The sequence below is a fragment of the Streptomyces sp. SS1-1 genome (assembly GCF_008973465.1).
In the GTDB taxonomy this organism is placed as follows: domain Bacteria; phylum Actinomycetota; class Actinomycetes; order Streptomycetales; family Streptomycetaceae; genus Streptomyces.
Genome location: NZ_WBXN01000004.1, coordinates 6,492,025 through 6,517,226, shown reverse-complemented (window position 1 = coordinate 6,517,226; position 25,202 = coordinate 6,492,025). Strand labels below are relative to the sequence as shown.

25 protein-coding genes are annotated in these 25,202 nt (G+C 72.6%); 10 read left to right on the top strand and 15 right to left on the bottom strand.

Translation table 11 applies throughout. The annotated features are described in order from the left end of the window. Window positions 1–60: 60 nt before the first annotated feature. Window positions 61–1,998 carry an ABC transporter ATP-binding protein gene (locus F8R89_RS31195; RefSeq protein WP_225994667.1) on the bottom strand — a complete coding sequence of 646 codons (1,938 nt, stop codon included), beginning with the start codon at window positions 1,996–1,998 and terminating at the stop codon, window positions 61–63. A 156-nt stretch (window positions 1,999–2,154) separates the two neighbouring features. Here F8R89_RS31195 and F8R89_RS31190 point away from each other — a divergent pair, with 156 nt between their 5' ends. Beyond that, window positions 2,155–2,919 (top strand): crotonase/enoyl-CoA hydratase family protein, encoded by a 765-nt coding sequence (locus tag F8R89_RS31190; protein WP_151787094.1) that lies wholly within the window; start codon window positions 2,155–2,157, stop codon window positions 2,917–2,919. Window positions 2,920–3,265: 346 nt separating this feature from the next. Further along, window positions 3,266–4,360, top strand: coding sequence for a mechanosensitive ion channel family protein (locus F8R89_RS31185; protein ID WP_151787093.1), 1,095 nt, complete (start codon window positions 3,266–3,268; stop codon window positions 4,358–4,360). A gap of 6 nt (window positions 4,361–4,366) precedes the next feature. Here F8R89_RS31185 and F8R89_RS31180 read toward each other — a convergent pair whose 3' ends face one another. Then, entirely contained in the window at window positions 4,367–5,932 is a 1,566-nt protein-coding gene (locus tag F8R89_RS31180) for a M1 family metallopeptidase (protein ID WP_151787092.1), read from the bottom strand. Between the two features lie 245 nt (window positions 5,933–6,177). On the opposite strand from F8R89_RS31180, the gene F8R89_RS31175 reads away from it, so the two are divergent. Both F8R89_RS31175 and F8R89_RS31170 read left to right on the top strand, forming a co-directional pair. Beyond that, on the top strand, window positions 6,178–8,397 hold the full coding sequence (locus F8R89_RS31175) for an NADP-dependent isocitrate dehydrogenase (protein ID WP_151787091.1): 2,220 nt from the start codon (window positions 6,178–6,180) through the stop codon (window positions 8,395–8,397). 142 nt (window positions 8,398–8,539) lie between these two features. Then, entirely contained in the window at window positions 8,540–9,337 is a 798-nt protein-coding gene (locus tag F8R89_RS31170) for an N-formylglutamate amidohydrolase (protein WP_151787090.1), read from the top strand. Between the two features lie 9 nt (window positions 9,338–9,346). Here the strand turns inward: F8R89_RS31170 and F8R89_RS31165 are convergent, their stop codons facing one another. From F8R89_RS31165 to F8R89_RS31155, 3 genes are read right to left on the bottom strand one after another with little or no spacing between them, the layout of a single operon-like run. Next, a complete protein-coding gene (locus tag F8R89_RS31165) occupies window positions 9,347–9,814 on the bottom strand; it encodes a hypothetical protein (protein ID WP_151788359.1) in 468 nt (155 codons plus the stop codon). Between the two features lie 20 nt (window positions 9,815–9,834). Next, window positions 9,835–10,410: an RNA polymerase sigma factor gene (locus F8R89_RS31160; RefSeq protein WP_151787089.1), complete on the bottom strand. Its 576-nt coding sequence runs from the start codon at window positions 10,408–10,410 to the stop codon at window positions 9,835–9,837. 59 nt (window positions 10,411–10,469) lie between these two features. After that, on the bottom strand, window positions 10,470–11,900 hold the full coding sequence (locus F8R89_RS31155; protein WP_151787088.1) for a S8/S53 family peptidase: 1,431 nt from the start codon (window positions 11,898–11,900) through the stop codon (window positions 10,470–10,472). Window positions 11,901–12,046: 146 nt separating this feature from the next. Between F8R89_RS31155 and F8R89_RS31150 the strand changes: the two genes are divergently transcribed. Next, the gene (locus tag F8R89_RS31150; protein ID WP_151788358.1) at window positions 12,047–14,614 is read left to right on the top strand and encodes a CHAT domain-containing protein; all 2,568 of its coding nucleotides are present in this window, start codon (window positions 12,047–12,049) and stop codon (window positions 14,612–14,614) included. A 370-nt stretch (window positions 14,615–14,984) separates the two neighbouring features. Here F8R89_RS31150 and F8R89_RS31145 read toward each other — a convergent pair whose 3' ends face one another. After that, window positions 14,985–16,775 carry a LuxR C-terminal-related transcriptional regulator gene (locus F8R89_RS31145; protein ID WP_151787087.1) on the bottom strand — a complete coding sequence of 597 codons (1,791 nt, stop codon included), beginning with the start codon at window positions 16,773–16,775 and terminating at the stop codon, window positions 14,985–14,987. Window positions 16,776–16,870: 95 nt separating this feature from the next. Here F8R89_RS31145 and F8R89_RS31140 point away from each other — a divergent pair, with 95 nt between their 5' ends. Continuing rightward, window positions 16,871–17,956 carry a M12 family metallopeptidase gene (locus F8R89_RS31140; protein ID WP_151787086.1) on the top strand — a complete coding sequence of 362 codons (1,086 nt, stop codon included), beginning with the start codon at window positions 16,871–16,873 and terminating at the stop codon, window positions 17,954–17,956. Window positions 17,957–18,119: 163 nt separating this feature from the next. Here the strand turns inward: F8R89_RS31140 and F8R89_RS31135 are convergent, their stop codons facing one another. Continuing rightward, window positions 18,120–18,326 (bottom strand): hypothetical protein, encoded by a 207-nt coding sequence (locus F8R89_RS31135; protein WP_151787085.1) that lies wholly within the window; start codon window positions 18,324–18,326, stop codon window positions 18,120–18,122. Window positions 18,327–18,537: 211 nt separating this feature from the next. On the opposite strand from F8R89_RS31135, the gene F8R89_RS31130 reads away from it, so the two are divergent. After that, the gene (locus F8R89_RS31130; protein WP_151787084.1) at window positions 18,538–18,771 is read left to right on the top strand and encodes a helix-turn-helix domain-containing protein; all 234 of its coding nucleotides are present in this window, start codon (window positions 18,538–18,540) and stop codon (window positions 18,769–18,771) included. 173 nt (window positions 18,772–18,944) lie between these two features. Here F8R89_RS31130 and F8R89_RS36385 read toward each other — a convergent pair whose 3' ends face one another. Continuing rightward, a complete protein-coding gene (locus tag F8R89_RS36385; protein ID WP_225994549.1) occupies window positions 18,945–19,577 on the bottom strand; it encodes a hypothetical protein in 633 nt (210 codons plus the stop codon). A 58-nt stretch (window positions 19,578–19,635) separates the two neighbouring features. Continuing rightward, complete coding sequence (locus F8R89_RS31120; protein WP_413251279.1) at window positions 19,636–20,802, bottom strand: helix-turn-helix transcriptional regulator; 1,167 nt, start codon at window positions 20,800–20,802, stop codon at window positions 19,636–19,638. 258 nt (window positions 20,803–21,060) lie between these two features. Between F8R89_RS31120 and F8R89_RS31115 the strand changes: the two genes are divergently transcribed. After that, window positions 21,061–21,192 (top strand): hypothetical protein, encoded by a 132-nt coding sequence (locus F8R89_RS31115; protein ID WP_413251278.1) that lies wholly within the window; start codon window positions 21,061–21,063, stop codon window positions 21,190–21,192. A gap of 3 nt (window positions 21,193–21,195) precedes the next feature. Here F8R89_RS31115 and F8R89_RS31110 read toward each other — a convergent pair whose 3' ends face one another. After that, window positions 21,196–21,558, bottom strand: coding sequence for a hypothetical protein (locus tag F8R89_RS31110; protein ID WP_151787081.1), 363 nt, complete (start codon window positions 21,556–21,558; stop codon window positions 21,196–21,198). Further along, on the bottom strand, window positions 21,555–21,989 hold the full coding sequence (locus tag F8R89_RS31105) for a hypothetical protein (RefSeq protein ID WP_151787080.1): 435 nt from the start codon (window positions 21,987–21,989) through the stop codon (window positions 21,555–21,557). Before F8R89_RS31105 ends, F8R89_RS31110 begins: the two co-directional genes overlap by 4 nt. A 135-nt stretch (window positions 21,990–22,124) precedes the next feature. On the opposite strand from F8R89_RS31105, the gene F8R89_RS31100 reads away from it, so the two are divergent. Next, window positions 22,125–22,370, top strand: coding sequence for a hypothetical protein (locus F8R89_RS31100; RefSeq protein WP_151787079.1), 246 nt, complete (start codon window positions 22,125–22,127; stop codon window positions 22,368–22,370). A 16-nt stretch (window positions 22,371–22,386) separates the two neighbouring features. Continuing rightward, on the top strand, window positions 22,387–22,776 hold the full coding sequence (locus F8R89_RS31095) for a WhiB family transcriptional regulator (RefSeq protein WP_151787078.1): 390 nt from the start codon (window positions 22,387–22,389) through the stop codon (window positions 22,774–22,776). Here F8R89_RS31095 and F8R89_RS37150 read toward each other — a convergent pair. The 4 genes from F8R89_RS37150 to F8R89_RS31075 are packed head-to-tail and all read right to left on the bottom strand — an operon-like array spanning window position 22,748 to window position 25,193. Continuing rightward, on the bottom strand, window positions 22,748–23,797 hold the full coding sequence (locus tag F8R89_RS37150) for a hypothetical protein (protein WP_151787077.1): 1,050 nt from the start codon (window positions 23,795–23,797) through the stop codon (window positions 22,748–22,750). The genes F8R89_RS31095 and F8R89_RS37150 overlap by 29 nt on opposite strands. Continuing rightward, a complete protein-coding gene (locus F8R89_RS31085; protein WP_151787076.1) occupies window positions 23,794–24,030 on the bottom strand; it encodes a hypothetical protein in 237 nt (78 codons plus the stop codon). The genes F8R89_RS37150 and F8R89_RS31085 overlap by 4 nt, the downstream gene beginning before the upstream one ends. Continuing rightward, entirely contained in the window at window positions 24,027–24,359 is a 333-nt protein-coding gene (locus tag F8R89_RS31080) for a hypothetical protein (RefSeq protein WP_151787075.1), read from the bottom strand. The genes F8R89_RS31085 and F8R89_RS31080 overlap by 4 nt, the downstream gene beginning before the upstream one ends. A gap of 12 nt (window positions 24,360–24,371) precedes the next feature. Continuing rightward, window positions 24,372–25,193, bottom strand: a complete 822-nt coding sequence (locus F8R89_RS31075; protein WP_151787074.1) for an N-acetylmuramoyl-L-alanine amidase — start codon at window positions 25,191–25,193, stop codon at window positions 24,372–24,374. Window positions 25,194–25,202 lie beyond the last annotated feature (9 nt).

Sequence of the window (25,202 nt, the reverse complement as noted above, 5' to 3'; positions counted from 1 at the left end):
CTGCACGGTGGTGAGGGAGCGTCAGATCATGTGCGGTGCTGTGGGGAAACCGAACGCACCCTAGGTCGCCGACCCCGTGGAAGCAATGAAGCTGTCGTTGTCTGTTGGTTCCTGAGGGGTGTGGGGGCCGACCTTGGCCGAAAGCGGTTGCTGGAACTGGGTGCGGTACAGCTCGGCGTAGCGCCCGCCGGCCGCCAACAGCTCGTCGTGCGTGCCGCGTTCGGCGATCCGGCCGTCCTCGACGACGAGGATGAGGTCCGCCGTGCGCACGGTGGACAGCCGGTGCGCGATGACGAGTGCGGTGCGTCCCTGCAGCGCCTCGGCGAGGGCTTCCTGGACGGCCGCCTCGGAGGTGTTGTCGAGGTGGGCGGTGGCCTCGTCGAGGACGACGACGCGCTGGCCCGCCAGCAGCAGCCGGGCGATCGTCATGCGCTGCCGTTCGCCGCCGGAGAGGCGGTAGCCGCGCTCGCCGACGACGGTGTCGAGGCCGTCGGGCAGGGAGCGGACGAGGGTGTCGAGCCGGGCGCGGCGCAGCGCGTCCCAGAGCGCGGAGTCGTCCGCGGCGGGGCGGGCCAGCAGCAGGTTGGCGCGGACGGTGTCGTGGAAGAGATGCCCGTCCTGCGTGACCATGCCGAGCGTGGCCCGCAGCGACGCGGCGCTCAGGTCGCGCACGTCGACCCCGCCGAGGCGGACGGCGCCCTCGTCGACGTCGTACAGGCGCGGGAGGAGCTGGGCGATGGTGGACTTGCCGGCGCCGGACGAGCCGACCAGGGCGACGGTCTGTCCCGGTTCGGCGCGGAAGGAGACGCCGTGCAGGACCTCGTCGCCGCCGCGGGTGTCGAGGGTCGCGACCTCTTCCAGGGAGGCGAGGGAGACCTTGTCGGCGGACGGGTAGCCGAAGCGCACGCCGTCGAACTCGACGGACACCGGTCCTTCGGGGATCTCCCGGGCGTCCGGCTTCTCCTCGATGAGCGGCCGCAGGTCGAGGACCTCGAAGACGCGCTCGAAGCTGACGAGGGCGCTCATGACCTCGACGCGGGCGCCGGCGAGCGCGGTGAGCGGCGCGTACATCCGGGTCAGCAGGAGCGCGAGGGAGACGACGGCGCCGGCCTCCAGGGTGCCGCGCAGCGCGAACCAGCCGCCGAGCCCGTAGACGAGGGCGAGGGCCAGGGCGGAGACCAGGGTGAGCGCGGTGATGAACACGGACTGGGCGGTGGCGGTGCGCACCCCGATCTCGGCGACGCGGCGGGCGCGGGCGGCGAACTCCTCCGACTCCTGTTCCGGGCGCCCGAACAGCTTGACCAGGGTGGCGCCGGGCGCCGAGAAGCGTTCGGTCATCCGGGTGCCCATGGCCGCGTTGAGCGTGGCGGCCTCGCGCTGCATCCGGGCCATGCGGTGGCCCATGCGCCGGGCCGGGACGACGAAGACCGGGAGGAGGACGAGGGAGAGCAGGGTGATCTGCCAGGACAGGGTGAGCATGACGGCGAGGGTGAGGACCAGGGTGACGAGGTTGCTCACCACGCCGGACAGGGTGTTGCTGAACGCGCGCTGGGCGCCGATGACGTCGTTGTTGAGGCGGGAGACCAGCGCTCCGGTGCGGGTGCGGGTGAAGAAGGCGACGGGCATGCGCTGTACGTGGTCGAAGACGGCCGTGCGCAGATCGAGGATGAGTCCTTCGCCCAGCCGGGCCGACAGGCGTCTGCCGAGGATGCCGAGGGCCGCCTCGGCGACCGCGATGAGGGCGATGAGGAGGGCGAGTCGGACGACGGTGCCCTCGTCGCCGCCGCGGACGATGGTGTCGACGACGTCTCCGGCGAGGACGGGGGTGGCGACGGCGAGCAGCGCGGTCAGCACTCCCAGCACGACGAACAGGGCGATACGGCGACGGTGGGGGCGGGCGAAGGCGGCGATACGGCGCAGCGTGACGCGGCTGAACGGGCGGCGTTCCCGTTCGGCGCTCATGACGCTGTGCAGCTGGGTCCAGGCGGTCGTTTCCATGCTCATGCGGGAAACCTAGGACCTCGAGCAATGTTGAGGTCAAGGGGGGCACGATCCGGGCAGGTGTGCGAACCCCCGGTCGAACCCCCGGTGGAAGGCGGCCGGGCCGCTCAGTACCGTACGAGATCCGTCCAGGGACAGCGAAAGGACCCCGCCATGCCGGTCCGCGTCGAGCGTCAGGGGCACGTCACCACGGTCGTCCTCTCCCGTCCGGAGGTGCGCAACGCCGTGGACGGGCCCACGGCGGCCGCGCTCGCCGCGGCCTTCCGGGAGTTCGAGGCGGACGACGGGGCGCGGGTGGCGGTGCTGTGGGGCGAGGGCGGCACGTTCTGCGCGGGCGCGGACCTCAAGGCGATGGGCGCCGGGCGCGGCAACCGGGTCGCCGAGGACGGTGACGGGCCGATGGGGCCGACGCGGCTGCGGCTGTCGAAGCCGGTGATCGCGGCGGTCGCCGGGCACGCCGTGGCGGGCGGGCTCGAACTGGCCCTGTGGTGCGATCTGCGGGTCGCCGAGGAGGACGCGGTGTTCGGTGTCTTCTGCCGACGCTGGGGTGTGCCGCTGATCGACGGCGGCACGGTACGGCTGCCCCGGCTGATCGGTACGAGCCGCGCGATGGACCTGATCCTGACCGGACGGCCGGTGCCGGCGGCGGAGGCGCACGCCATCGGGCTGGCCAACCGGGTCGTGCCGACCGGGCGTGCCCGCGCCGAGGCGGAGCAACTGGCCGCCGTCCTGGCCGAGTTCCCGCAGGACTGCCTGCGCTCCGACCGGGCCTCGGTGCTCGACCAGGAGGGGCTCGACGAGACGGCCGCGATGCGCGGTGAACTCCGGTACGGCATGGGCGTGCTGGCGGAGGGCATGGAGGGTGCGGCCCGCTTCGCGGCGGGCGCCGGGCGGCACGGGTCGTTCACGGACCGCTGAGGATCGCTGACGAACCTCTGGCGAACCGCTGACGGGCCTCCGGCAGGACAGGCACGGGCGCCGGGCGCGCGCCCCGGCCGTGCCTCCGTACGACGCCGGTGCCCCGGTCGCCCCTCGAAGGTGGCGGGCGTTCCGGGGAGAATGCCCGGAAGCGGACGGTGCGGCCGTCGCCGGGGACGAACTGGTGTGCGCCGTACGGCAGGATGAGCCCGCGCGCCAGGCACGGGGGACGGGACGGGCGGCGCGACGGCACATCGCGGAATCGAGCAGGGGACAACGTGACGACACCTCATATCGCGCCGTCGGCGACGGCGCCGGGCGGCGGCTTCCACCCCGGGGGTGACCGGTGAAGCGGGCGCTCACGGTGGACGACCTGGTGATGGGCGGGATCGCGCTCGCGGCGGGCCTGCTGGCGGCGCTCGCGCTGCGCGTCCTGTTCCGCTGGCTGCGCAAGCACGCCGACCGCACCCGCTGGAGCGGTGACGACCTGATCGTGGACGTGCTGCGGACCGTGGTGCCGTGGGCGGCGTTCCTCGGCGGCGCGGCCTCGGCGGGCGCGGCGCTGCCGCTCACCCGGACGGTGCAGCGGCATGTGAACCAGTCGCTGACGGTGGTGCTCATCTTCGTGGTGACGCTGGCGGCGGCGCGCGGGATCGCCGGGGTGATGCGGTCGGTGACGCAGTCCCGGCCGGGGGTCGCCGGCTCCGCGACGATCTTCGTCAACATCACCCGGGTGCTGGTGCTGGCCATCGGGTTCCTGGTGGTGCTGCAGACGCTGGGCATCTCCATAGCGCCGATGCTGACCGCGCTGGGCGTCGGTGGTCTCGCGGTGGCGCTGGCCCTCCAGGACACCCTGGCGAACCTCTTCGCGGGCATCCACATCCTGGCCTCGAAGACGGTCCAGCCCGGCGACTACATCCGGCTCGCCAGCGGCGAGGAGGGCTACGTCGAGGACATCAACTGGCGCCAGACGACGGTCCGGGCGCTCTCCAACAACCTGATCGTCATCCCCAACGGGGCGCTCGCGAAGACGAACATGACCAACTTCATGCGTCCCGAGCAGCAGTTGACGATCCTGGTGCAGGTCGGTGTGGCCTACGACAGCGATCTCGACCTGGTGGAGCGGGTGACGGCCGAGGTCGTCGCCGAGGTGATGAAGGACGTCGACGGGGCGCTGCCGGAGCACGAGCCGGTGATCCGCTTCCACACGTTCGGCGACTCCCGGATCGGCTTCACCGTGATCCTCGGCGTCGGCGAGTTCAGCGACCAGTACCGGATCAAGCACGAGTTCATCAAGCGGCTGCACCGGCGCTACCGCCGGGAGGGCATCCGCATCCCGGCGCCGACCCGCACGGTGGCGATCCAGCAGGGCGCGGTGGCCATCCCGCAGCAGCGCCTCGCCGGGGAGGCGGACGAGACCGTTCCCGTCCGCCTCGACTGACCGACGCTAGAGCGTGGCGGAGTTGTCGTGGCTCCGGGCCGGCGTACGGCGGCCCGGGGCGAGCGAGGCGCTCACCGGGGTGACCGTCCAGTCCGGGTGGCCGGGCATCCGCGGCGTCTTCGTGCCGTACAGCCAGTCCCGGAGGAATCCGCCGAGGTCCTGGCCCGCGACCTCGGACGCGACGGCTATGTAGTCCTCCGTCGACGCCGAGGCGTTGCGGTGGCGGGCGAGGAAGGTGCGCTCCAGGGCGTTGAAGGTGGCCTCGCCGACGAGGTTGCGCAGCGCGTACAGCACGAGGACGCCGCCGAGGTAGCGCTGGCTGTCGAACAGGTTGGCGGCGTTCGGGGCGGCGACCGGTCCGGAGGTGCGGCGCCACTGGTCGCCCTGGGCGTAGGTGTTCTTCATCCGGGCCTCCATGGTGGAGAGCCCCAGGGAGTCGGTCCAGCCGCGCTCGTAGCGGTAGAGCAGGCCGTAGAAGTCGGCGTGCCCCTCGTTGATCCACAGGTCGGCCCAGTCGGCGGGGCTGACGCTGTTGCCGAAGTAGGAGTGGACCAGCTCGTGCATCATGTGCGAGCCGATCTTGGACTCCTCCTGGAGGAGGTAGTTCGGCTTGTACAGGGTGAGGGTCTGGGTCTCCAGGCCGGTGAAGTCGAAGGCGTTCGGGGCGTCGGAGTTGCAGGGCAGCAGGCCGTACGTCTCGAACGGGTAGGCGCCGAGGCGCGCCTCCAGCCACTCCACCAGGCCGGGCGTCAGCGCGAGGGCCGGCTCCAGCGCGGCGGCGCGGGCGGCGGGGACGACGTCGCGCAGGGGCAGCCCGTGCGGGCCCCGCCGCTCCTTGATCACGTAGTCGCCGACGGTGATCTGCACCAGCTCGGTGGCCATGGGCTCGCGCGAGCGGTAGGTGTACGCCGTACGGCCGCCGGAGAGGGTCTCGGTGCGCACGAGCAGGCCGCTCGCGACGCCGCGCAGTCCGGCCGGGACGGTGAGGCGGAAGGTGAAGTCGGCCTTGTCGGTCGGGTGGTCGTTGCAGGGGAAGACGGTGTGGGCCAGGTTCGGCTGGCCGCAGACCGCGAACCCGTCGAGGGTGTCGACCCAGCCGGTGAGCGGCTGCGGGATGCGGCGCGGGTCGGCCGAGTACTCCACGCACACGGTCGTCGAGGACTTCCCGGGCAGCGTCCGCGCGGGCGTGACGCGCAGCTTCTCGTCCACCTGCTCGAAGGTCGCGGCGCGGCCGCCGACGCGGACGGAGCGGATGTCGAGGCCGAGGCAGTCCAGGGAGAGGCGGGACAGCGCCTGGGTGGTGCGGATCCGCAGGGTGACCTTCGCGTCGACCAGGCGGGTCGCGGGGTCGTAGGAGAAGTCGAGGTCGTACGCGTCGACGCGGTAGCCGTCGTTGCCGAGGGCCGGGTAGACGCGGTCGCCGAGGGTCTCCGCCCCCGGGGTGCCGGACTTCCTCGTGGCCGCCGGCTCCCCCGCCGTCGGTGCGGCCTGGGCCGAGGGGGCGCCGGCCAGGGCCGCCGCGGTGCCGATGAGGGCGACCGCCGGGGCCGTCACTCGGGTGCGATATCTCATGGTCCGCCTTCGCTGGGGCGGCCGGGTGGTCAGGACCGGCCGCCGGTCGGTGATCTCCCTACATGACTGCCGGACCACGCGATCAGGTTGCACGGAGGCCATCCGTCCGTTTGCGTGGATCCGGACGGGGACCGATCGGGCCCCGCGCGGCATCCGGCGCCCGTGGCCGGACCCCTGTCGAGGACGGGTCGGTCACGAGATATCTTGATGTCGAGCAATGTTGCAGACGTGGAGCGGAGCACCCGGTGACTGACTCGACCATCATCTATACGCACACTGACGAGGCCCCGGCCCTGGCGACGTATTCCTTCCTGCCGGTGGTCCAGGCGTACGCCTCGCAGGCGGGCGTGCCCGTGGAGACGCGGGACATCTCGCTGGCCGGACGCATCATCGCGGTGTTCCCGGAGTACCTGACCGAGGACCAGCGCATCCCGGACGCCCTCGCCGAGCTCGGTGAGCTCGCCAAGACGCCGGCGGCCAACATCATCAAGCTGCCGAACATCTCGGCGTCGATCCCGCAGCTCAAGGCCGCCATCGCCGAGCTGCAGGGCCAGGGCTACGCGCTCCCGAACTACCCGGACGACCCCAAGACCGACGAGGAGCGGGAGATCCAGGCCCGCTACGACAAGGTCAAGGGCTCCGCGGTGAACCCGGTGCTGCGCGAGGGCAACTCCGACCGCCGCGCCCCCGCCTCGGTGAAGAACTACGCCAAGACCCACCCGCACCGCATGGGCGCCTGGACCCCCGAGTCCAAGACCAACGTGGCCACCATGGGCGAGAACGACTTCCGCTCCACCGAGAAGTCCGTCGTGATCTCCGAGGCCGGCGCGCTGCGCATCGAGCACGTCGCCGAGGACGGCGCCACCACCGTCCTGCGCGAGTCGGTGCCCGTCCTGGAGGGCGAGGTCGTCGACGCGTCCGTGCTGCGCGTCGCCGCGCTGCGCGAGTTCCTCACCGCGCAGATCGCCGAGGCCAAGGCCCAGGGCGTGCTGTTCTCCGTGCACCTGAAGGCCACGATGATGAAGGTCTCCGACCCGATCATCTTCGGTCACGTGGTGCGCGCCTTCTTCCCGAAGACCTTCGAGCGCTTCGGCGCCGACCTCGCCGCCGCGGGCCTGTCCCCGAACGACGGTCTGGGCGGCATCTACAAGGGCCTGGAGTCGCTGGCCAACGGCGCCGAGATCAAGGCGTCCTTCGACGCCGAGCTGGCCGAGGGCCCGGACCTGGCGATGGTCGACTCCGACAAGGGCATCACCAACCTGCACGTGCCGTCCGACGTCATCGTCGACGCCTCGATGCCGGCCATGATCCGCACCTCCGGCCACATGTGGGGCCCGGACGGCCAGGAGGCCGACACCCTCGCGGTGCTGCCCGACTCGTCGTACGCCGGTGTGTACCAGGCCGTGATCGACGACTGCCGCGCCCACGGCGCCTACGACCCGTCGACCATGGGCTCCGTCCCGAACGTCGGCCTCATGGCGCAGAAGGCCGAGGAGTACGGCTCCCACGACAAGACCTTCGAGGTCAAGGCCGCCGGCACGGTCCGCCTGGTCGACCAGGGCGGCAACGTGCTGATCGAGCAGCCGGTCGCCGCCGGTGACATCTTCCGCGCCTGCCAGACCAAGGACGCGCCGATCAAGGACTGGGTGAAGCTGGCCGTCACCCGTGCCCGCGCCACCGGCGACCCGGCCGTCTTCTGGCTGGACGAGACCCGCGCGCACGACGCCAATCTGATCGCCAAGGTGAAGCAGTACCTGCCGGAGCACGACACCGAGGGCCTGGACATCCGGATCCTCAACCCGGTCGAGGCGACCAAGCTGTCGGTGGAGCGCATCCGCCGCGGCGAGAACACCATCTCGGTCACCGGCAACGTGCTCCGCGACTACCTGACCGACCTCTTCCCCATCCTGGAGCTGGGCACCAGCGCCAAGATGCTGTCGGTCGTCCCGCTGATGGCGGGCGGCGGCCTGTTCGAGACGGGCGCCGGCGGCTCCGCCCCGAAGCACGTCCAGCAGCTCGTCAAGGAGAACTACCTGCGCTGGGACTCCCTCGGTGAGTTCTTCGCGCTGGTGCCGTCCCTGGAGCAGTTCGCGACGGCGACGAACACCCCGAAGGCGAAGGTCCTCGCCGACACCCTCGACCGCGCCACGGCGACCTTCCTCAACGAGGACAAGTCCCCGACCCGTCGCGTCGGCGGCATCGACAACCGCGGCAGCCACTTCTACCTGTCCCTGTACTGGGCGCAGGAGCTGGCGGCCCAGACCGACGACGCCGACCTCGCCAAGGCGTTCGCCCCGCTCGCCGAGACCCTCGCGGCGAACGAGCAGAAGATCGTCGAGGAGCTGAACTCGGTCCAGGGCGAGCCGGTCGACATCGGCGGCTACTACCAGCCCGACCCGGCCAAGGCCGCCGCGGTCATGCGCCCGTCCGCCACGTGGAACGAGGCGCTGGCGTCCCTCAGCTGACGCCTCCGTCGCACGATTCCGCCCCGGCCGGTCCTTCCGGCCGGGGCGGAGCCGTGTCCGGACCCCCGGGCGCGGGCCCGTTGTCAGTGGCGTGTGGCACCTTGATCGTCGTACTTCACCGACAGCACCTTTGGAGCAGCGCATGAGCGTCGTGCCGCCCTCGTTCGACCACCTTCCCGGCGACCCCGCGTCCCCGGTGATCCTGCACGTGCCGCACTCGTCGCGGGAGATACCGGCCGGCGTGCGGTCCGGGATCGTCCTGGACGACGCCGCCCTGGAGCGCGAGCTGGACCACATCACCGACGCGCACACCGCGTCGATCGCCGAGGAGGCGGCCCGAGCCGCCGAGCTCACCCCGTGGCGGTTCGTGAACCGGCTGTCCCGGCTCGTCGTCGATCCCGAGCGGTTCCCGGACGACCGGGAGGAGATGCTGGCCGTCGGGATGGGCGCCGTGTACACGCGGACCACGCACCGCGAGCCGCTGCGACCGGACGGCACCGACCCCGGGCCGTTGGTCGAGCGCTACTTCCGGCCGTACGCGCAGGCCATGACGGAGGCCGTCGCGGACCGGCTGACCGCCACGGGACGGGCCGTGATCATCGACGTGCACTCCTATCCGGCCGACCCGCTGCCCTACGAGCTGCACGCCGACGGGCCCCGGCCGCCGGTGTGCCTGGGCACCGACTCCTTCCACACGCCGCCCGGGCTGCTCGCCGCCGCGCGGGAGGCGTTCGCGCCCTGCGGGCAGACCGGGCTGGACAGCCCGTTCGCGGGGACGTACGTGCCGCTGGAGTTCTACGGCGAGGATCCGCGGGTGTCCGCCCTGATGGTCGAGATCCGGCGGGACACGTACATGACGGAGCCGGGCGGTCCGGCAGGTCCCGGACTCACCCGGCTCGCGGGCGCGCTGGCGGCACTGGTGGACGCCGTCACCCGCTGATCCCCCGGCTCAGGCCCGCGTCCACTCCGTGACGACGACCTCCGCGCCGGTCCGCAGCCTCAGGGCGAACGGGCCGGTGAGGGGGGCGTCGCTGGAGAAGCGGCCCAGGGCGTCGGTGTCGACCGTCACCGCCGGCTGCGGCCCGCCCAGCACCTCGACACGGGCCGGCCGCGGCGGCAGCACCTGTCCCATGAGGCCCTGCGCGGTGACCTCCACGTCGACGGTCACCTCGCCCGCCTGGAAGGTCAGCATCCGCGGGACGTCCGCGGCCCCCCTCACCGGGATGGCGTCGACCACCGAGTCGAACGTCAACTCGGCGATCCTGGCGTCCAGATCGCGCAGCGCGAAGGCGGCGACGGCGATCTCCCGCAGCTGCGCCGGGACGGGGTCGAGGATGGCGGCCGCCTGGCGCAGCTCGGCCTCCAGAAGGTCCCCGTCGAACCCGTCGTCCTCGAAGGGCTCCCGGCCCTCCGGCATCTCGTCGTGCCGATCGTCGGTCACAGCGCCCCCCGTGCGTCGAGCCGCGCCCGCAGCCGGCGCAGGCAGCGCTGGCGCAGCGGTCCGATACTGCCGACGGCGATGCCCAGCGCGGCCGACACCTCCTGGTAGCTCGGCGGCGGCGACGCCATCAGCACCCGCAGCAACTGGCGGCAGCGCTCGCCGAGTTTCTCGAACTCCTGCCACATCCAGCGGATCCGTTCGCTCTCGGCGGCCGCCTCCTCCGAGTCGAGGACCGACTGCTCGGGCGTGCGCTCCTCGCTGACCCGGTCCAGCAGCTGCGGATCGCTCGTCACGGTCAGCCGCCGCAGACTCTTGAGGACCTTCAGGCTCTCGTGCCGCGCGGTGCTGGCGAGCCAGGAGCCGGCCTTGTCCGGTTCCCGGATCCGCCCCAGGTTCTGGGCGAAGCGGAACCACACGGTCTGGTACACCTCGTGGGCGTCGGCCTCCCCCAGACGGTGGGCGCGCACCACCGACCACACCAGGGGGCTGAGCCCTTCCACGAGCGCCTTCCAGGCCGCCGCGTCGCCGTCCACGGCGGACCGGACCAACGCGCCGACGTCTGCACGGTCCACAACCCCACCCCTCGTGTACGACACGTCATCGTACGCCGTGGAGGGGGCCGTTCCGACCGTCATGACCCGGCGGCCGGCGGGCCGACGGGCACCGGGCGCCAGGTCGTGGGGCGCAGGGCCGGCACATGCGCCCCGCGCACCTCCGCGAAGCCCGACGCGGCGGCGAGCATCTTGTACCGGGCGACGCGCGGGTCGTTCTCCGCCTGCGCGGACATGTGCGCGGAGATCATCCCGGCGACCAGCGGGGTGGCGAACGAGGTGCCGCTCCAGTGCGCGTGGCCGTCGAACGTCACCTGGTCCGGCTTGGCGCCGGGGTCCTGCTCGCTGAGCACACCGGTGTGGCGCGGGGACTGGCAGGTGCAGGAGTAGCCGAAGCCGTAGCGGCAGGCGTCGTACGTGGAGTGCTGGTAGACGTACGGCACGGGCCGTTCGAAGCCGGTGAGGACGCTGGTGAGGCGCTCGCCGGGGGCGTACACCTTCACCCAGGCGCCGTGGTTGCTGAAGCAGGCGCCGTACTCGCCGTCGGCGCGCAGCGCGCCGACCGACAGCACCGAATCCTGGTAGTCGGGCAGGTCGGCGTAGGCGGCGGGCCAGAAGGGCGTGGCGCTGCCGTTGTTGCCGGCGGCGGCCACCAACAGGGTGCGCTGCTCACGCAGTTCGCGCATGAACGCCTCGATGCCGAGCAGTCCGTCGGTGCGGCCGTTGGAGGTGCCGGCGGAGAGGCTGAGGATGTCGGGCCAGCCGCCCTCGTCGACGGCCTCGAAGAGCTTCTCGCCGAACTCGGACTCCAGGATGGCGCCGGCGTCGTTGAGGGTGTTGCGCACGGTGATGGAGGTGTTGGGTGCCACGGCGGCGACGAGTCCGGCGATGAACGTGCCGTGTCCGACGTACTGCTGGAGGACGCCGTCGTCGTCGCACTCCTGGAGCTGGAGGTCGCCGTCGGTGTGGGCGAGCAGCGGGGAGGACCGGAAGTCGTTCATGAGCCCGGTGTCGACGACGAGGACGCCGACGGCGCTGTCCGCGTCCCAGGTCCCCTCGACGGGGGCGGGGTTGAGCCCTTCGCCCTGGCCGACGGGGACGGGTTCGTCGCCGGGGCAGGAGTTGACGGCGATCGACACCAGGTGGTTGCGGCTGACGAGCCGGCGCCCGGCCCGTCCCTCGACCTCCCGCAGGGCGCGCAGGGCGTGCGCCACGGGCCGGTCGCCGCCGCGGTCGCCCTCCCCGGGGTCGCCGACCTGGATGCGGGTGATGCCGGAGCGGTTGGTGCGGGGGCTCGCGCGGCGCACGTGGTCCTGCACCAGTTCGGGCTGGGCGGTGAAGTGGGCGCGGACGGTGTCCTCGACGAGGGCGGCGTCCTCGCCGTCCCGGACGAGCACATGGCCCTTCTCGTAGATGAACTCGGCCGAGTCGTCCGGTCCCATCGCGAGGGGGACGTCGGGCATGGAGCGCTGGATCTGCTCGAACTGCTCGTGGAATCGCCGTGGTGCCATGGATGTCCTCCCGATGGGGCGACGGTCGTCAATCAGAGCCGTGGGACGCCTGATTGATACAGCGACAAACCGTGTGGCACGGTTCCGGGGCAACTACCATCCGTGGAGTGACAGCGGGAAGCGACTCGGTTCTCGAACTGCTGCCGATGGTGTTCGCCGCCCCGAACGACGCGCTGGCGAGGGCGGAGGGTGTGCTCGACGCCGATCCGTCGCCGTTGCGCGCCTCCGTGGCCCATCAGGTGATCGGCATCTGGCAGCGCGACTGGGGCGACATACGGATCGCCCTGCACCATCTGCGGCGTGCCCGGGATCTCGCGGCCCGCGCGGAGTCGGCCGAGCGGGAGGCCGACGTCCTGGCGACGCTCGGGGTGGCGTTGGTGCACGCGGGGCGCACGCAGCAGGGGCTGGCCGCGCTGGAGCGCGGGGTGGAGCGCGTCAGCGGGCATCCGCGCGCCCGCGTGCTGTTCCGGCGTGCCTACGCCCGCTGGGTGCTGGGGCACCACCGGGAGGCGCTGGAGGACGTCCGCCGGGCGATCCCGGTGCTGCGGCAGGCCGACGACGTCATCTGGACGGCGCGGGCCCTGACGCTGCGGGCGACCGTGCATCTGGCGCTCGGCGCGGTGGACCGCGCGGACGCCGACTTCACGGCGGCCGAGACACTGTGGGACACCACCGGCCAGGAGCACGACAAGGCGGACGCCGTGGAGAGCCGGGGGCTCGCCGCGTTCCGGTCCGGCGACATACCGGCGGCGCTGCGCCTCCTCGACGAGGCCGAGGAGCGCTACGCCAAGCTAGGCACCCCGACGTTCATGCTCAGCATCCGGCGCTGCGAGGTGCTGATGGCAGCCGGTCTGGCACCGGAGGCGCTCGCCGAGGCGGACGCGGCGATCGCCGTCCTCGACCGCATCGGCGGCCAGTCCACCCGCAAGGCCGAACTGCTGCTCGCGGCGGCGACGGCGGCCCGGCTCGCGGGCGACGCGCACACCGCGATCGCGCGCGCCGACATGGCCGTACGGCTGTTCACGGGACAGCGGCGGCCCTGGTGGGAGGCGCACGCCCGGCTGGTGCTCATCGAGGCGCGGGTGGCCGCCGGGCGCGGCTCGGGCCGGCTGGTCGCCGACACGGCCGCGGTCGCCGAGCGGCTGGCCTCCTTCGGCGCGCCCGCCGCACCGGAGGCGTCGCTGCTCGCGGGCCGGATCGCGCTCGGTCTCGGCTGGCGCGCCGACGCCGAACGGCATCTGGCGCTGGCCGCCCGCAGCAGGCGCAGCGGGCCGCCGCTGGCCCGGATGACGGGCTGGGCGGCGCAGGCGCTGCGGGCCCGGGCGGCCGGGTCGGGGCGCGGGGTGCTGGAGGCGTGCCGGCGGGGCCTGGACGTGCTGGACGCGCACCGGATGACGCTGGGCGCGTCCGAGCTGCGGGCGCGGGCGAGCGCGCAGGGCGCGGAGCTGGCGGCGCTGGCGCAGCAGGCGAGCCTGGAGAGCGGGGGGCCGCGGCGGCTGCTGGTGTGGAGCGAGCGCTGGCGGGCGACGGCCCTGTCGGCGCCCCCGACCAGACCACCGGCCGACCCGCAGCTGCAGAGCGACCTCACGGCGTTCCGGGAGATCGCGGCACGGGCCGAGGCGGCCCGGATGGACGCCCGTCCGGTACCGGCGCTGGAACGCGAACAGCGGCGCCTGGAACGGGAGATCCGCGCCCGGACCCTGCACATGCGGGGTGACGCCCCGGGCGACGGGCACCGCTTCGACCCGGGCCGGCTGCTGGACCGGCTCGCGGACGACGTACGGCTGGTGGAGCTCGCCGTGCTGGACGGGCGGGTCCAGGTGCTGCTGTGCGGGCAGGGGCGGGTGCGCCGGTACGAGGCCGGGCTGCTGGCGGAGGCGGAGGTGGAGGCCGAGCACGTCCAGGCCGGGCTGCGCCGGCTCGCGCATCCGGGGGCGGAGGCGCGGCTGCCGGTGGTGGAGGCGGCCGGGCGGCGTCTGGAGGAACTGCTGCTGGGGCCCGCGGCGGCACAGCTGGGCGACGGACCGGTGGTGGTCGTGCCGCCGGCCCGGCTGCACCGGGTGCCGTGGGCGCTGCTGCCGTCGCTGCGGGAGCGGGTGGTGAGCGTGTCGCCGTCGGCGAGCAGCTGGCTGCGGGCCCGCGAGACGGAGCCGCCGCCGCGGGGCCGGCATGTGCTGGTGCGCGGGCCGGGGCTGGCGACGGGCGGCGCCGAGGTGCCGCACCTGGCCGTCCGGTACGGCGGCGCGGTCGTCCTCGAACACGCCGACGCGCGGGTGCCGCGGGTGCTGGAGGAGCTGGACGGCGCCGAGTTGGCGCACATCGCGGCGCACGGCGCGTTCCGGGCCGACAGCCCGCTGTTCTCGTCGTTGCGGATGGCGGACGGCCCGATCGTCGTCCACGACTTCGAACGGCTGGCCCGTTCCCCGTACCGGATCATCCTGTCCTGCTGCGACACGGCCCGTTTCGCGTCGGTCGGCGCGGACGAACTGCTGGGCCTGGTCACGGCGTTGCTGCCGCTGGGCACGGCGGGCGTGGTGGCGTGCAGCGCACCCGTGAACGACGCGGCGGTGGTGCCCCTGATGCTGGCCCTCCACAAGGGCCTGGACGCGGGCCTGTCCCTGGCGGAGGCGCTGAGGGACGCGAGGTCCGCCCTCCCGGCCGACGCCCTGCACCGGGCGACGGGGTGGGCGTTCACGGCGTTCGGGGCGGCTTGAGGGACAGAGCGGAGTCTTGAGGGACGGAGCGGAGCGCGGTCGAGGGGTGCCGTTGGGGTGGCGACAGCCACGGCCGGACGGTACGGACTTCAGGCCGGGCGCGCGGCGTTGGGCTCCGCCAGCACGGGTCACGGCGACGCGGGCGAGGGGCCGGCACGCGCCGAGCAGGCGCCTGGGCCGGCGTTCACGGCTCCGGGGCGCCTGAAGGGCGGGTGCCCGGCTCGGGTTCAGATCGAGCGCTGCCACCTCGGGGCGGTACGGATCACCAGCCACCGCGCGGACGACGGGGCCGGACGCGCCCCACCCCGGGCACCGGGCCGGGCGTTCGCTGCGGTCGGGTGGCCGGGGCGGTCCCGGCGTGCGGTCCCACTCAGGCCGAGCACGCCCCCTGGGCCGACAGCAGCCAGGGCAAGGCGCCCCGGTCGGGCGCGCCGAGGCGGGCGTAGGCGCTGTACAGGTGGTTGCCGACGGTCCGGACGGACAGGGTGAGCTTCTCGGCGATCTCCCGGTTGGTGAGGCCGACGGCCGCCAGGTCGACGATCTGCCGTTGCCGGGCGGTGAGTTCGCCGAGGGCCAGACCGGACAGCGCGGGCGTCCGCGCGCCCTGGCAGCGGCGGGCCAGCGCGACCGCGCGGGTGCGGGAGGTGCGGGCGGCGCGCGGGTCGCGGTGTGCGCGGGCCGCTTGCGCGTGCGCCTCGGCGGCGAACAGCAGGAAGCCGCGCGCCCCGAGTTGTTCGGCCACCCGGTCCAGGGCGTCGCCGTCGCCGCGTGCCAGGGCGTCGGCGTGCGCGGCGAAGACCCCGGTGAGGCGGCCGGCGGCCCGCCCGGGGTGCCCGAGGCGGACGGCGTCGTACGCGTCGTCCTCCGCCGCCGTCGGCCGGGTGACCGCCCCACCCCCGTGAGGGCGGCCACCCGTGATCGTGGGCACGGCCGGGGCGTCGCCCGACTGTGCTGTGGCGAGGGCCAGTTCGCGGTGGCAGGCGGCGTCGCCGGTGCCGTCGCGCAGCCCCTCCCTCGCCCAGGCCGCGGCCTCCCGCAGCTCACCCCGCAGACGGGCGTAGCGGGCCCGTACGGCCGCGTATCCTGCGGGCAACGGTGCGCCCTGCGCGACCAGCCACTCCCCCACCGGCGCGGCCACGGTCCGGACGTCCGCGCGTTCGATCCGGCCGAGGAGCGCGGCCCGCTCGGCCTCCAGGGCGGGGCCGCAGCGGTCCGGCGCACGGGTCAGGCGGCGCGCCCGCAGCCGGCCCGCAGTCGCCCGCAGGACCGGGCCGTGCAGGGGGTGCGCGAGCCGGACGGCGCCCCGGTCGTCGACGCGGACCAGGCCGTCGGCCTCCAGGTGCTCCAGCGCGCGCAGATCGAGCGCGTCCCGTTCCGGGTCGACGGGCAACGGCTCGGCGAACGCGAGGCGTTGCAGCGTCTCGCGCTCCGCGGGGCAGGACCGGTCCAGGAGCCGGGCGGTGCGTTCGCGTACGGTCGCGGTGACCGGCAGCGGGCCGCGCCACGCCCAGCCGTCGGTGCCGTCGACGCGGCTGAGCAGTCCGCGCTCGCGCACGGCGTCGACCAGGTCGCGCAGCAGCCGCAGGTCGCCCTGGCACAGGTGGTGCAGCCGGTTCACGGTGAGGGGCTCCAGGCCGGGGGCGCCGGGCGCGCCGGCCAGCAGGCGCGCGGTGTCCTCCCGGGACAGCTGCCCCAGGGTGAGGCGGGGCAGCAGGTCGCCGGTCCAGAGGCGGGAGATGGCGGCCGGTGCGGGCGCGGCCTCGGCGGTGACGACGACGAGGCGAGTCCGGCCGTGCACGGCCAGTTGGTGGACGAGCGCGGCGGAGGCGTCGTCGAGCAGATGCGCGTCGTCGACCACGAGCAGCCGTACGTCGGACAGGTGCCGGCAGGCGTCGTGCAGGGAGGCCGTCCCGGGAACGAGGTGGGCGAACGCGGCGAAGCGGATGTGCCGGGTCTCGGGAGTGCCGGCCACCCGGGCGCACCCGGTCCCGCGCGTGGCCTCGGCGACGAGCCGGGACTTGCCGCAGCCGACCGGCCCGGTGACGACGACGCCGTCCCGGCCGGCGCCCAAGGAGGCGCGCACGACGTCGAGTTCGCTCTCCCTGCCGGTGAACGGCCAGGGCGGATCCAGGGTCCTGGCCGCGCGTTCGTAGCTCGTCACGGCATTAGGAGCACGGTGACTCAGATCTGATACACCGGTACTTGAGTAGCCCCCGACTCAGGCGTCCGGGGTGCCGCGACGGCACCCTTGGGGGCATGACCGCTCGCTACTGCTCCCTCGCGCAGCAGTCGGCGCCGGCCTTCCCACCGGGGCTGGCCGCCGGGCGGCTCCACGCGCTGGTCTCCGGGCACCGTATGTGGGTGAACGGCACCGTCCTGCACTACCACTTCTTCGACCGGGACACCGACACGTCCGTGATCGCCGACCGTGGCACGGGCCGGACGCGGGCGGTGTCGTGGGTGGGCGGCAAGGAGCAGCGGGACGTCGTGCGCGAGTGCTTCCAGGAGTGGGGCGGCCTCGGGATCGGCCTGTCGTTCGTGGAGGTGGACGACCGATCGGAGGCGGAGCTGCGGATCGGCTTCCAGAGCGGCGACGGCTCCTGGTCCGCCGTCGGCCGGGACGCGCTGCGGGTCGGCTCCGACGAGCGCACCATGAACTTCGGCTGGGACCTGACCGCGCCGGGCGAACGCGGGACGGCCCTGCACGAGATCGGGCACGCGCTGGGCATGCTGCACGAGCACCAGAGCCCGTTCGCCGGGATCCACTGGGACGACGAGGCGGTGTACACGGACCTGGCGGGGCCACCGAACTTCTGGAGCCGGGACACGACGTGGTTCAACGTCCTGCGCAAGCTGGACGCGCACGAGGTCAACGGCTCCGTCTGGGACCCTCATTCGATCATGGAGTACCCCTTCCCGGCGGGACTGATCCTGGAGCCCGAGCAGTTCCGCGCGGGCCTCACCCCGCCGGGTGTGCTGTCGTCCGCCGACAAGGACTTCGTCCGCCGCTGGTATCCGCCGGACCCGGTACGCGAGCCCCGCGTACTGGTGCCGTTCCGCTCGGCGCCCCTGCGGCTCGCACCCGGCACCCAGGCGGACTTCACCATCGAGCCCCCGGAGACGCGCACGTACACGGTGGGCACCTTCGGGGACGCCGACACCCTCGTCGTGCTCTTCGAGGAACGCGACGGCCGCCCCCGCTATCTCGCGGGCACCGACGACGGCGGCACCCCACACAACGCCACGGTGCGGACCCGTCTGGTCAAGGGCCGCCACTATGTGGTCCGGGTCCGTATGTACTCCACCTGGGGATCCGGCGAGACGGCCGTCATGTGCTGGTGACCCATAGGTGAACCACCCACAGTCCAGCGCCGGGGGATGGGGGCCGGACGCCGCCTTCGGGGGACAGTGTCGCTTAGGCACTCCCCGGGGGGTGGTGTCCGGCCATAGGAAAGGGCCGGGTCCGCTGCACGGGGGTGGCGGCGGACCCGGCCCTGTCGGGTGGCTACTCGGGGATGACCTCTTCGACGAGGGAGAGGATGTCGTCGAGGCGGGTGCGGAGCCGTTCGATCTGGAAGATGAGTCCGGCCGGCGCAAGTCCCGCGAGGTCGGCGGCGCGGGCGGCTTCGAGTTCTTGGCGGGCGAACTGGATGCGGGCTCGGTGCGAGTCGGTGAGGGGTTCCGCGTGGGGGCGGGACGGCTCGTTGGTCATGTAGTGCCACCTGCTGGATGTGCGCCGGGCTGGACGTGTGGGGGATGCAAGTATCGTTGACTGGTGAACTGCTATTAGGCAATGCGTCAAAACGGGGATCACTCGAACGAGCGTTTTATTCGACACTCTCTTGCGGTCAGGCTAGTGATCGGCATCGAGATGTACCACAGACGGTACAGACAAAGATCAACGAGGCGGCCAGCGTGTACGCGTGCCATCCGATCCCCTGCCCGAGTGGGTACTCACCCGCCGTCGCGAGATCGGAGACCACATCCGCGCCGCCCGGACCGCCGCGAAGCTGAGCCAGGAACAGCTCGCCGAACGCGTCGACCTCGACCGGAAGACCATCAACCGGATCGAGCAGGGCACCCACAGCACGGGCGTCGACCACCTCATCCGTATCGCGCATGCGCTCGACGTCCCCCTCGCTGACCTGGTCCGCTGACCCGTAGATGATCAACCCCGTCGGGTCGCTCTGAACAGGCTTATGCGTGGCGTCTTTACGCCAGGCGCACACACGCCACGCGGTAGGCCCGCTGCCGCGCCGCAGGGGAACAGCAACGGCAGCGGGCCCCAGGGCCGCCCCTACCTGACGGAGGGGAACAGGGGCAGCCCCGCTCACACCTCCCGTATCGACTGCACGGGAGAACCCTCAGGCTCGGCATCCAGAACATGCCGGCCCGCCGCGATGAACCGGGCCACCACCAGCCGGTCGCACAGAGCGCCGGGCGAGTCCATGGGCACCGACCAGTACGACGAGACCGCAGGGCCGGGCTCGGTCGCGTCCAGGCGCGGTACGCCGAGGAGGGTGTCGCGGCCGAGGACGGCGACGTCGACCTCATCCCACTCGGTGGCGGCGTCCCGCCAGGTACGCGGCATCGACGCGGGAACGAGCGCGTAGTAGGAGCGGCGGTGCGGGTCGCAGATGACCGGGCCGCCGCGCAGCGCCTCCGCGAGGACCGCGTCCGTCTCAGGCAGGCTCAACGGCCCGGTGAGGGCGCGGACGAGGCGGCCGGGGATACGGACGGCGGAGAAGAGTGTGCCGAGCGGGAGGAGGGCGACGCCGGTGTCCTCCCACTCCGTGCGCGCCCGGTCCCGGCCGGCCGCGGGGAGCGTCGACAGCAGCCAGTGTGTGGCGGCGAGCCGCCGGTCTGCGGCCGGGTGGACGATGACCTTCGGCGTGCTGGCGGGTAAGGCGTCGTTGCGGTCGTCGTTCACGTCCTGCTCCCCTGTGTGCGTGCTCCGTCTCACACACGCGACCGTAGGGGCGGCTCGAGCAGGGCGAGGACCGGAATCCGGTCCCCTCCCCTCACGCGGCCAGGATGCCGATCTGCACCGCCAGCTCCGACGCACGCCGGCGACGCTGCGCCTGCTTCGACTCGACCTCCTCGAGGATGATGCGCCGCGCGTACCCGTTGTAGGCGATCGTCTCCGGCGCCGCCCGGGCGGCCTTCTCGAGCGTGGCGATAGCCACGTCCGGTTGCCCGTCCAGCTGGTAGCCGCGCGCCTCCTCGATGCGGTGCCGGGCCCGGCGGGGTCTCGAGGGGATGACGACCTCGTCGGCGCGGGCGGCCTGGCGCACGGACTCCCCGCCCTGGTGGAGTTCGACGGCGACGGTTACGGCGTGGGCGCCCATGATGGCCTGCGAGAACGAGGTGATGGGGTGGTAGTAGTCGCCGGGGAGTCTCGAGGCCATGTCGTTGGCCTTGTCCCAGTGCCGCCAGGCGGTGCCGGTCTCGCGGCGGCGGGCCGCGGTGTAACCCAGTTCGAACTCGAGGGCCCCGGCGATAGCGAGGACGTCGTCGCCGGCGTCGGGGAGGAGTGGCTCGAGGAAGCGGACGGCCTCGAGGTTGATGGCGTCGGCGGCGTCGAAGTGCCGGGGCCCGGTGTCGCGGTGGGCCTGCGCGAGCAGCCACGCGGCGACGCCGATGGCATGCGGGTCGCCGGAGTCCTGGGCGGCGACCATGCCGCGCTCCGCGACGCGCCACAGCAGGGCGGCGTCGGGCTGGTAGGCGATGAAGAACTGGCTGAGGCTGTACGCCTCGGCGAGGAGCGCCTGCGCGCGGCGGCGTTCGCTGCTCGAGTCCGCGGCCCGCACGAGGGCCTGGGCGTCGCGGATCAGGTCCGGGAGGAGCCGGCCGATGACCTCGCGGTGGTTCGGTGCGGAGTGGCGGGCGGCCCATGCTCGAGCGAGGCGGGCCTCGAGGTGTGCGACCGGGGGTGGCTCGAGGCTGGTGGTGAGCGCGAAGCTGTCGACGGCGGCCTTCACTGCGGCGAGGCGCGGGTGGCCGGGGCCGACGAAGAGGTCGACGTGTGCGTCGGGTTGGCCGGTGAGGTCGGCGAGGTCGCGGACGCGGAGGGCTTCGGCGATACGCATGACGGTCTCGAGGCCCGGTGCCTGCTGCTGCCCGTTCTCGATCTTCTTGAGGGTGTGGGGTGAGACGCCGATGAAGTCGGCGAGTTGGGCGCGGGTCATGCCGCGGCGTTCGCGGAGGATCTGTACGCGCTGGCCGAAGCGCAGTGGGTCAGCGTATGGGTCCGGGGTAGCATCGGATGGCACGGTCTCGCCCCTCTCTGTACAGCTCGTCACTGTCAGGGTATGGGGCGGGACCATTCTCGTGTGAGGGTCTGGGATTGGACTATGCCCGCGCGGGTGATCCGGGGTGCCGGTCGATACGCTTGTCGCATGTCCCCCTCCACTTCCCGCCCTGGGATCGTGCGCTCTGCTGCGGTCGTGAACGAGGACATTCGCGCCCTGGTCAGGACGGCCGGCGGCTACCTGTATGGGGAGACCCGGGAGCGGTACGAGGAGCTCGTCGCGGAGTGGGCGGAGGCGGTGCGCGCCGAGGTCGTCGAGGCTGCGTGAACCTCACGCCCCGGTCCGGTTGTACTCCTCGACCAGCGGGTGCGGCGGTTCGGGTTCGATACCCGCCCGGTTCATCTGGCGGGCCCACCGGTCCGTCGTCGCAGCGAACGCGCGGACGATCGCTTCGAGCCGTGACATCTTCCCCCGTAGCTGGCCGTTCTCCTCGTCGACGCGGCGCACCGTCGCCTCCAGCACCGCCAGGTTCGCGGCCTGCTGCGCGGGCGCCGCGTTGGCGCGGGCGGCTGCCTCTTGTGCGGCGGCGGTTGCGCGGGCGGCCTTGAGAGTGGCACGGGCAACGAACCATCCGCCCCCTCCGAGGATGCTGCCCAAGGCGCCGATGACGGCTACCCAGTCGCCGGCGTTCATGCGGCCTTGCCTCTCCGGGGCAGCCTCGGCGTAGGGGGGACCGAGTGCTCGGGCACCGTGCTTGCCCACCAGATGACCCCGACGTGCGAGGTGAGATACCAGAGTGCGACGTAGGCGCCGCGCGAGTAGTCGCCGACGATGACGGCGTAGGTGTAAGCGATGGCCCACACCGTGGGGGGTATGAACGCGGTGAGGAATCCGAACCAGTCGCGGCCGATCTTCAGGAATGCGCTGGTGAAGGTGACGAGTCCGCACACGATCCACAGCCATGACCAGTGCCGTAGTCCGCACACTTCGGTGAGGAGTTGCAGGCCGTGGTCGTTGGGTGGATCGGCGAGGAAGGACACGCCCCAGCAGGTCTTGCCGACGCCGAGGATGGCGAGGAAGGTGCCGCGTCGGCCGAGCCGTTGACGTATTCGTCTGCCTGGCATGGGCGGCCCCTTCCGCTGATCCTCGATCGGCAGTGTGGCATTGCCCGGTGGCACTTTCGTTCCGGTCTCATCTGTCACAGCATCATCGCTGCATAATGAATTTCAGCCGCCCGGCTAACTGAATGCGAGGGCATCATGCAGGAGACCGTGCGCCGCCCCGGCCGCCCGAGAGACCCGCGGGTCATAGCCCGCGACGAGACCATCTACCAGCTCATCGCGGACGGCCGCCGTACCCGCAGTGAGCTTGCCGCCTGCACCGGACTCGACCGCACCGCGGTGCAGTTGTCGTGTCAGCGGCTGCATCGTGCGGGCCGGATCCGGCAGTGCCTGGTCAACGGGTCGGTGTCGTGGTCCGTTGCCGACGGCACCCCCTGCCCCTGAACCCGGGAGGCTGACTGTGGAGACCGTCGAGTTCTTCTCCGCCGAGGATGTCGCCTGGCAGGCAGACGCGCCGTGCGCGGTCGCCGACTTCGACTTCGTCCCGGACGTCGAGACCGACGCAGGAGCGGACGAGGCGCAGGCCTGGTGCCGGGCATGCCCGGTGCGCACGCAGTGTCTGGCGTGGGCGATGCTGCACGGCGCCGAAGGGTACTGGGGTGGGACGACCACCTATCAGCGGAACCAGTTGAAGCGGGTGCGGACCCGAGCGAAGTGCCCGCTGTGCACATCGACCGAGCTCGCCTACACCGACCCGCACGAGCTGTGTCTGGCGTGCGGGGTGTCCTGGATCCGGGATGTGCGCGAGCAGCCGATCGCCGCTACACCGCTACCGCAGACGGCCGCGTAGCCCGGTCCAGTTCGACCGCCCTGGTCCAGGCATCCATCCACCGCCACGCATGCTGAGACAGGCGAAGCTGCGCGGCCACCTCCCGGCCCGCCGCCGACAACTCCTCCCGCATCGCCGCCGACTCCCTCAGCAGCTTCAGCTCCCGGTACCAAGTCCGCGGCCGGTCCGCCAACACCCCGGCGCCCATCTCGTGCAGACGCCGGTACTCGGCACGCGGTGACGCCACCCACGGCACCCCCGTCGCGCTCATCTCCAGCGGCTTCAGCCAGGACTTCGCGGCGTTGAACTTCGTGTCTGCAAGCGGGGCGATCCCCACCCCCAGCGACGCCACCGCGCGCGGCCACAACGCCACCGACACCGGGCGGCCCGGCGGATCGGCGGCCAACCCGAACGCCCGGCCCGCACCCGAAGGATCGCCGCGCATCACGAACCCGGCGCCCTCCTCGACAAGCCGGGCGACCGCGCCGCCCACCACCTCCGGATCGTTGGGGTGGGAATGGAACGAGCCCGGCCAGCCCACCACATCCGAATCGACACGCGGCAGCCCGTAGTACATGTCGGGCAGATAGTTCGGCAGGACATGGCCGCGCCCATGGCGGGCGTACACGTCCAGCAGCGCCGGGGTGGACACCGTGACGAGGGAGGCGTTGCGGCAGGCGAGGGCGAGGTTGTGCCAGGAGTGCGGGCCCCGGCCGGGCCGGTGCACCTGCCAGGCCGGGTTCGACGGGTGGATGGACGACAGGTCGTCGTCGACGTCGACGACCACGGTGATGCCCTTCGCGCGCATCACGGCGACGGCCTGCGCCATCCGCTCGTGCGTGACGCGCTGAAGGACGATCACGTCCGCGTCGACGTCGATGACATCGACGACTTCGTCGCCCTGCACGATGGCCTTCAGGCGGCGGTCCGCCGGGGCGACGACGTGGACGTCGAAGCCCGCGGCGGCGCAGGCTTCGCCGGGCCACCGCATCCGGAAGCTGCCGCAGCCGAAGTTGTCGGACGGGTAGACGTGGACTTTCACTCGTCGGCGTCCGTCGTCTTCCGGGCGGCTCGCCGCGCGGGCGTGGCGGTGCTGCGCTTCTCCAGCTCGTCGACGCGGCCGGTGAGCGTGGCGACCTGCTCCTCCAGTTGGGCCAGCCGGTCCTCACGTCCGGCCGGCGTACCGCTGGTGGCATCGTCGGGCGCGGGGTGTCCGGCTTCGGCGAGTACCTCGCGGGCGATGTGGCGGATCCGCCCGTCCAGGGGACTGCTCATGCCTCGACTCCCTTCGGGGACACCTGGCCGCGCGCCAGCAGGCCCAGCACGGCGAGGACGACAGCGTTGGTGGCACCGACCGTCTCAGCGGACACGTTCAGCCCGTAGGCGGCCAGCAGCGCGGCCCCGGCGGCGACGACCGCGGTGAACGCGGACGGCGCGATGGGCCGGGTCAGGGCGGCAGTGATCGCACCGAACACGGCCGTGATGACGGCGACGATCGCGCCGGCCTGCTCGCCGGACATGCCGACGTTGAAGGTGACGATGAGGGAGAGGACGGCGCTGATCGTGGAGATGATGAGCGCGGGCTCCCGGCCGAAGATCTTCATGGTGGGTTCCTCCTAGTTGGCCAGCCGTGCGGCCAGCAGATCGGCGACCTTGGTGGCGAGCAGGTCGAGGTCGACGCCGCCCACTTGCAGTGAGGTGACCTTCTCCTCGATGGTCTTCACGCGGGCGAGGGTCTCGCGGCTCGTGGCGGCGATGGTGCCGACGGCGTACTTCGCGGTCCAGGTGGTGTTGCCGTCCGCCCAGTCGGCGTTGTTGTACGGGGGCGGCACGGCGGGGATGTGGTCGGCGTACCAGAACTTCTTGGCGTCCGCGTCCGTCATTGCCACGTCGGTCTCCTTCGAGGGCTGTCCGGCCGCGCGGGCGACGATGCCCGGGAACACGACCTCCTTGAACTGCTTGATGCGCGCCGCCCCGGGACACGCGGTGCCGCTCGTGGACCACTGCGGGAACATCGAGTGGTAGCCGAACCCGGGGTCGTCGTGGGTGCGGCAGACCCGCAGCGGGATGCCGTGCTTCTGGTGCAGCCACACGCCGAGATCGATGAGTTCTTCGATCTGGTCGGCGGTCCACGGGTCGGTGCCGCTGGTGTTCGATGCGGTCTCGATCGATACCGCGCCGGTGCCGTCGGCGCGGCGGTTCGCTCCAGCGTTGGCGTCGGCGCGGGTCTCGGTGCCGATGTACTGGCCGAGGTCACCCGCGTAGCCGAGACCGAAGTGGGCTTCGAGGTTGGTGGAGTCGCGCCAGTATTCGTAGATGCGGCGCGCGGTCCATGGCGCGATGACGGAGTGGACGATGAACTGGGTCGGTCGGATCGCCGGCTGCGCGTCCGACTCAGGCTGCAGTTCCATCTTCACGGCGCCGGGGTACCAGGCCATGGGGGCACG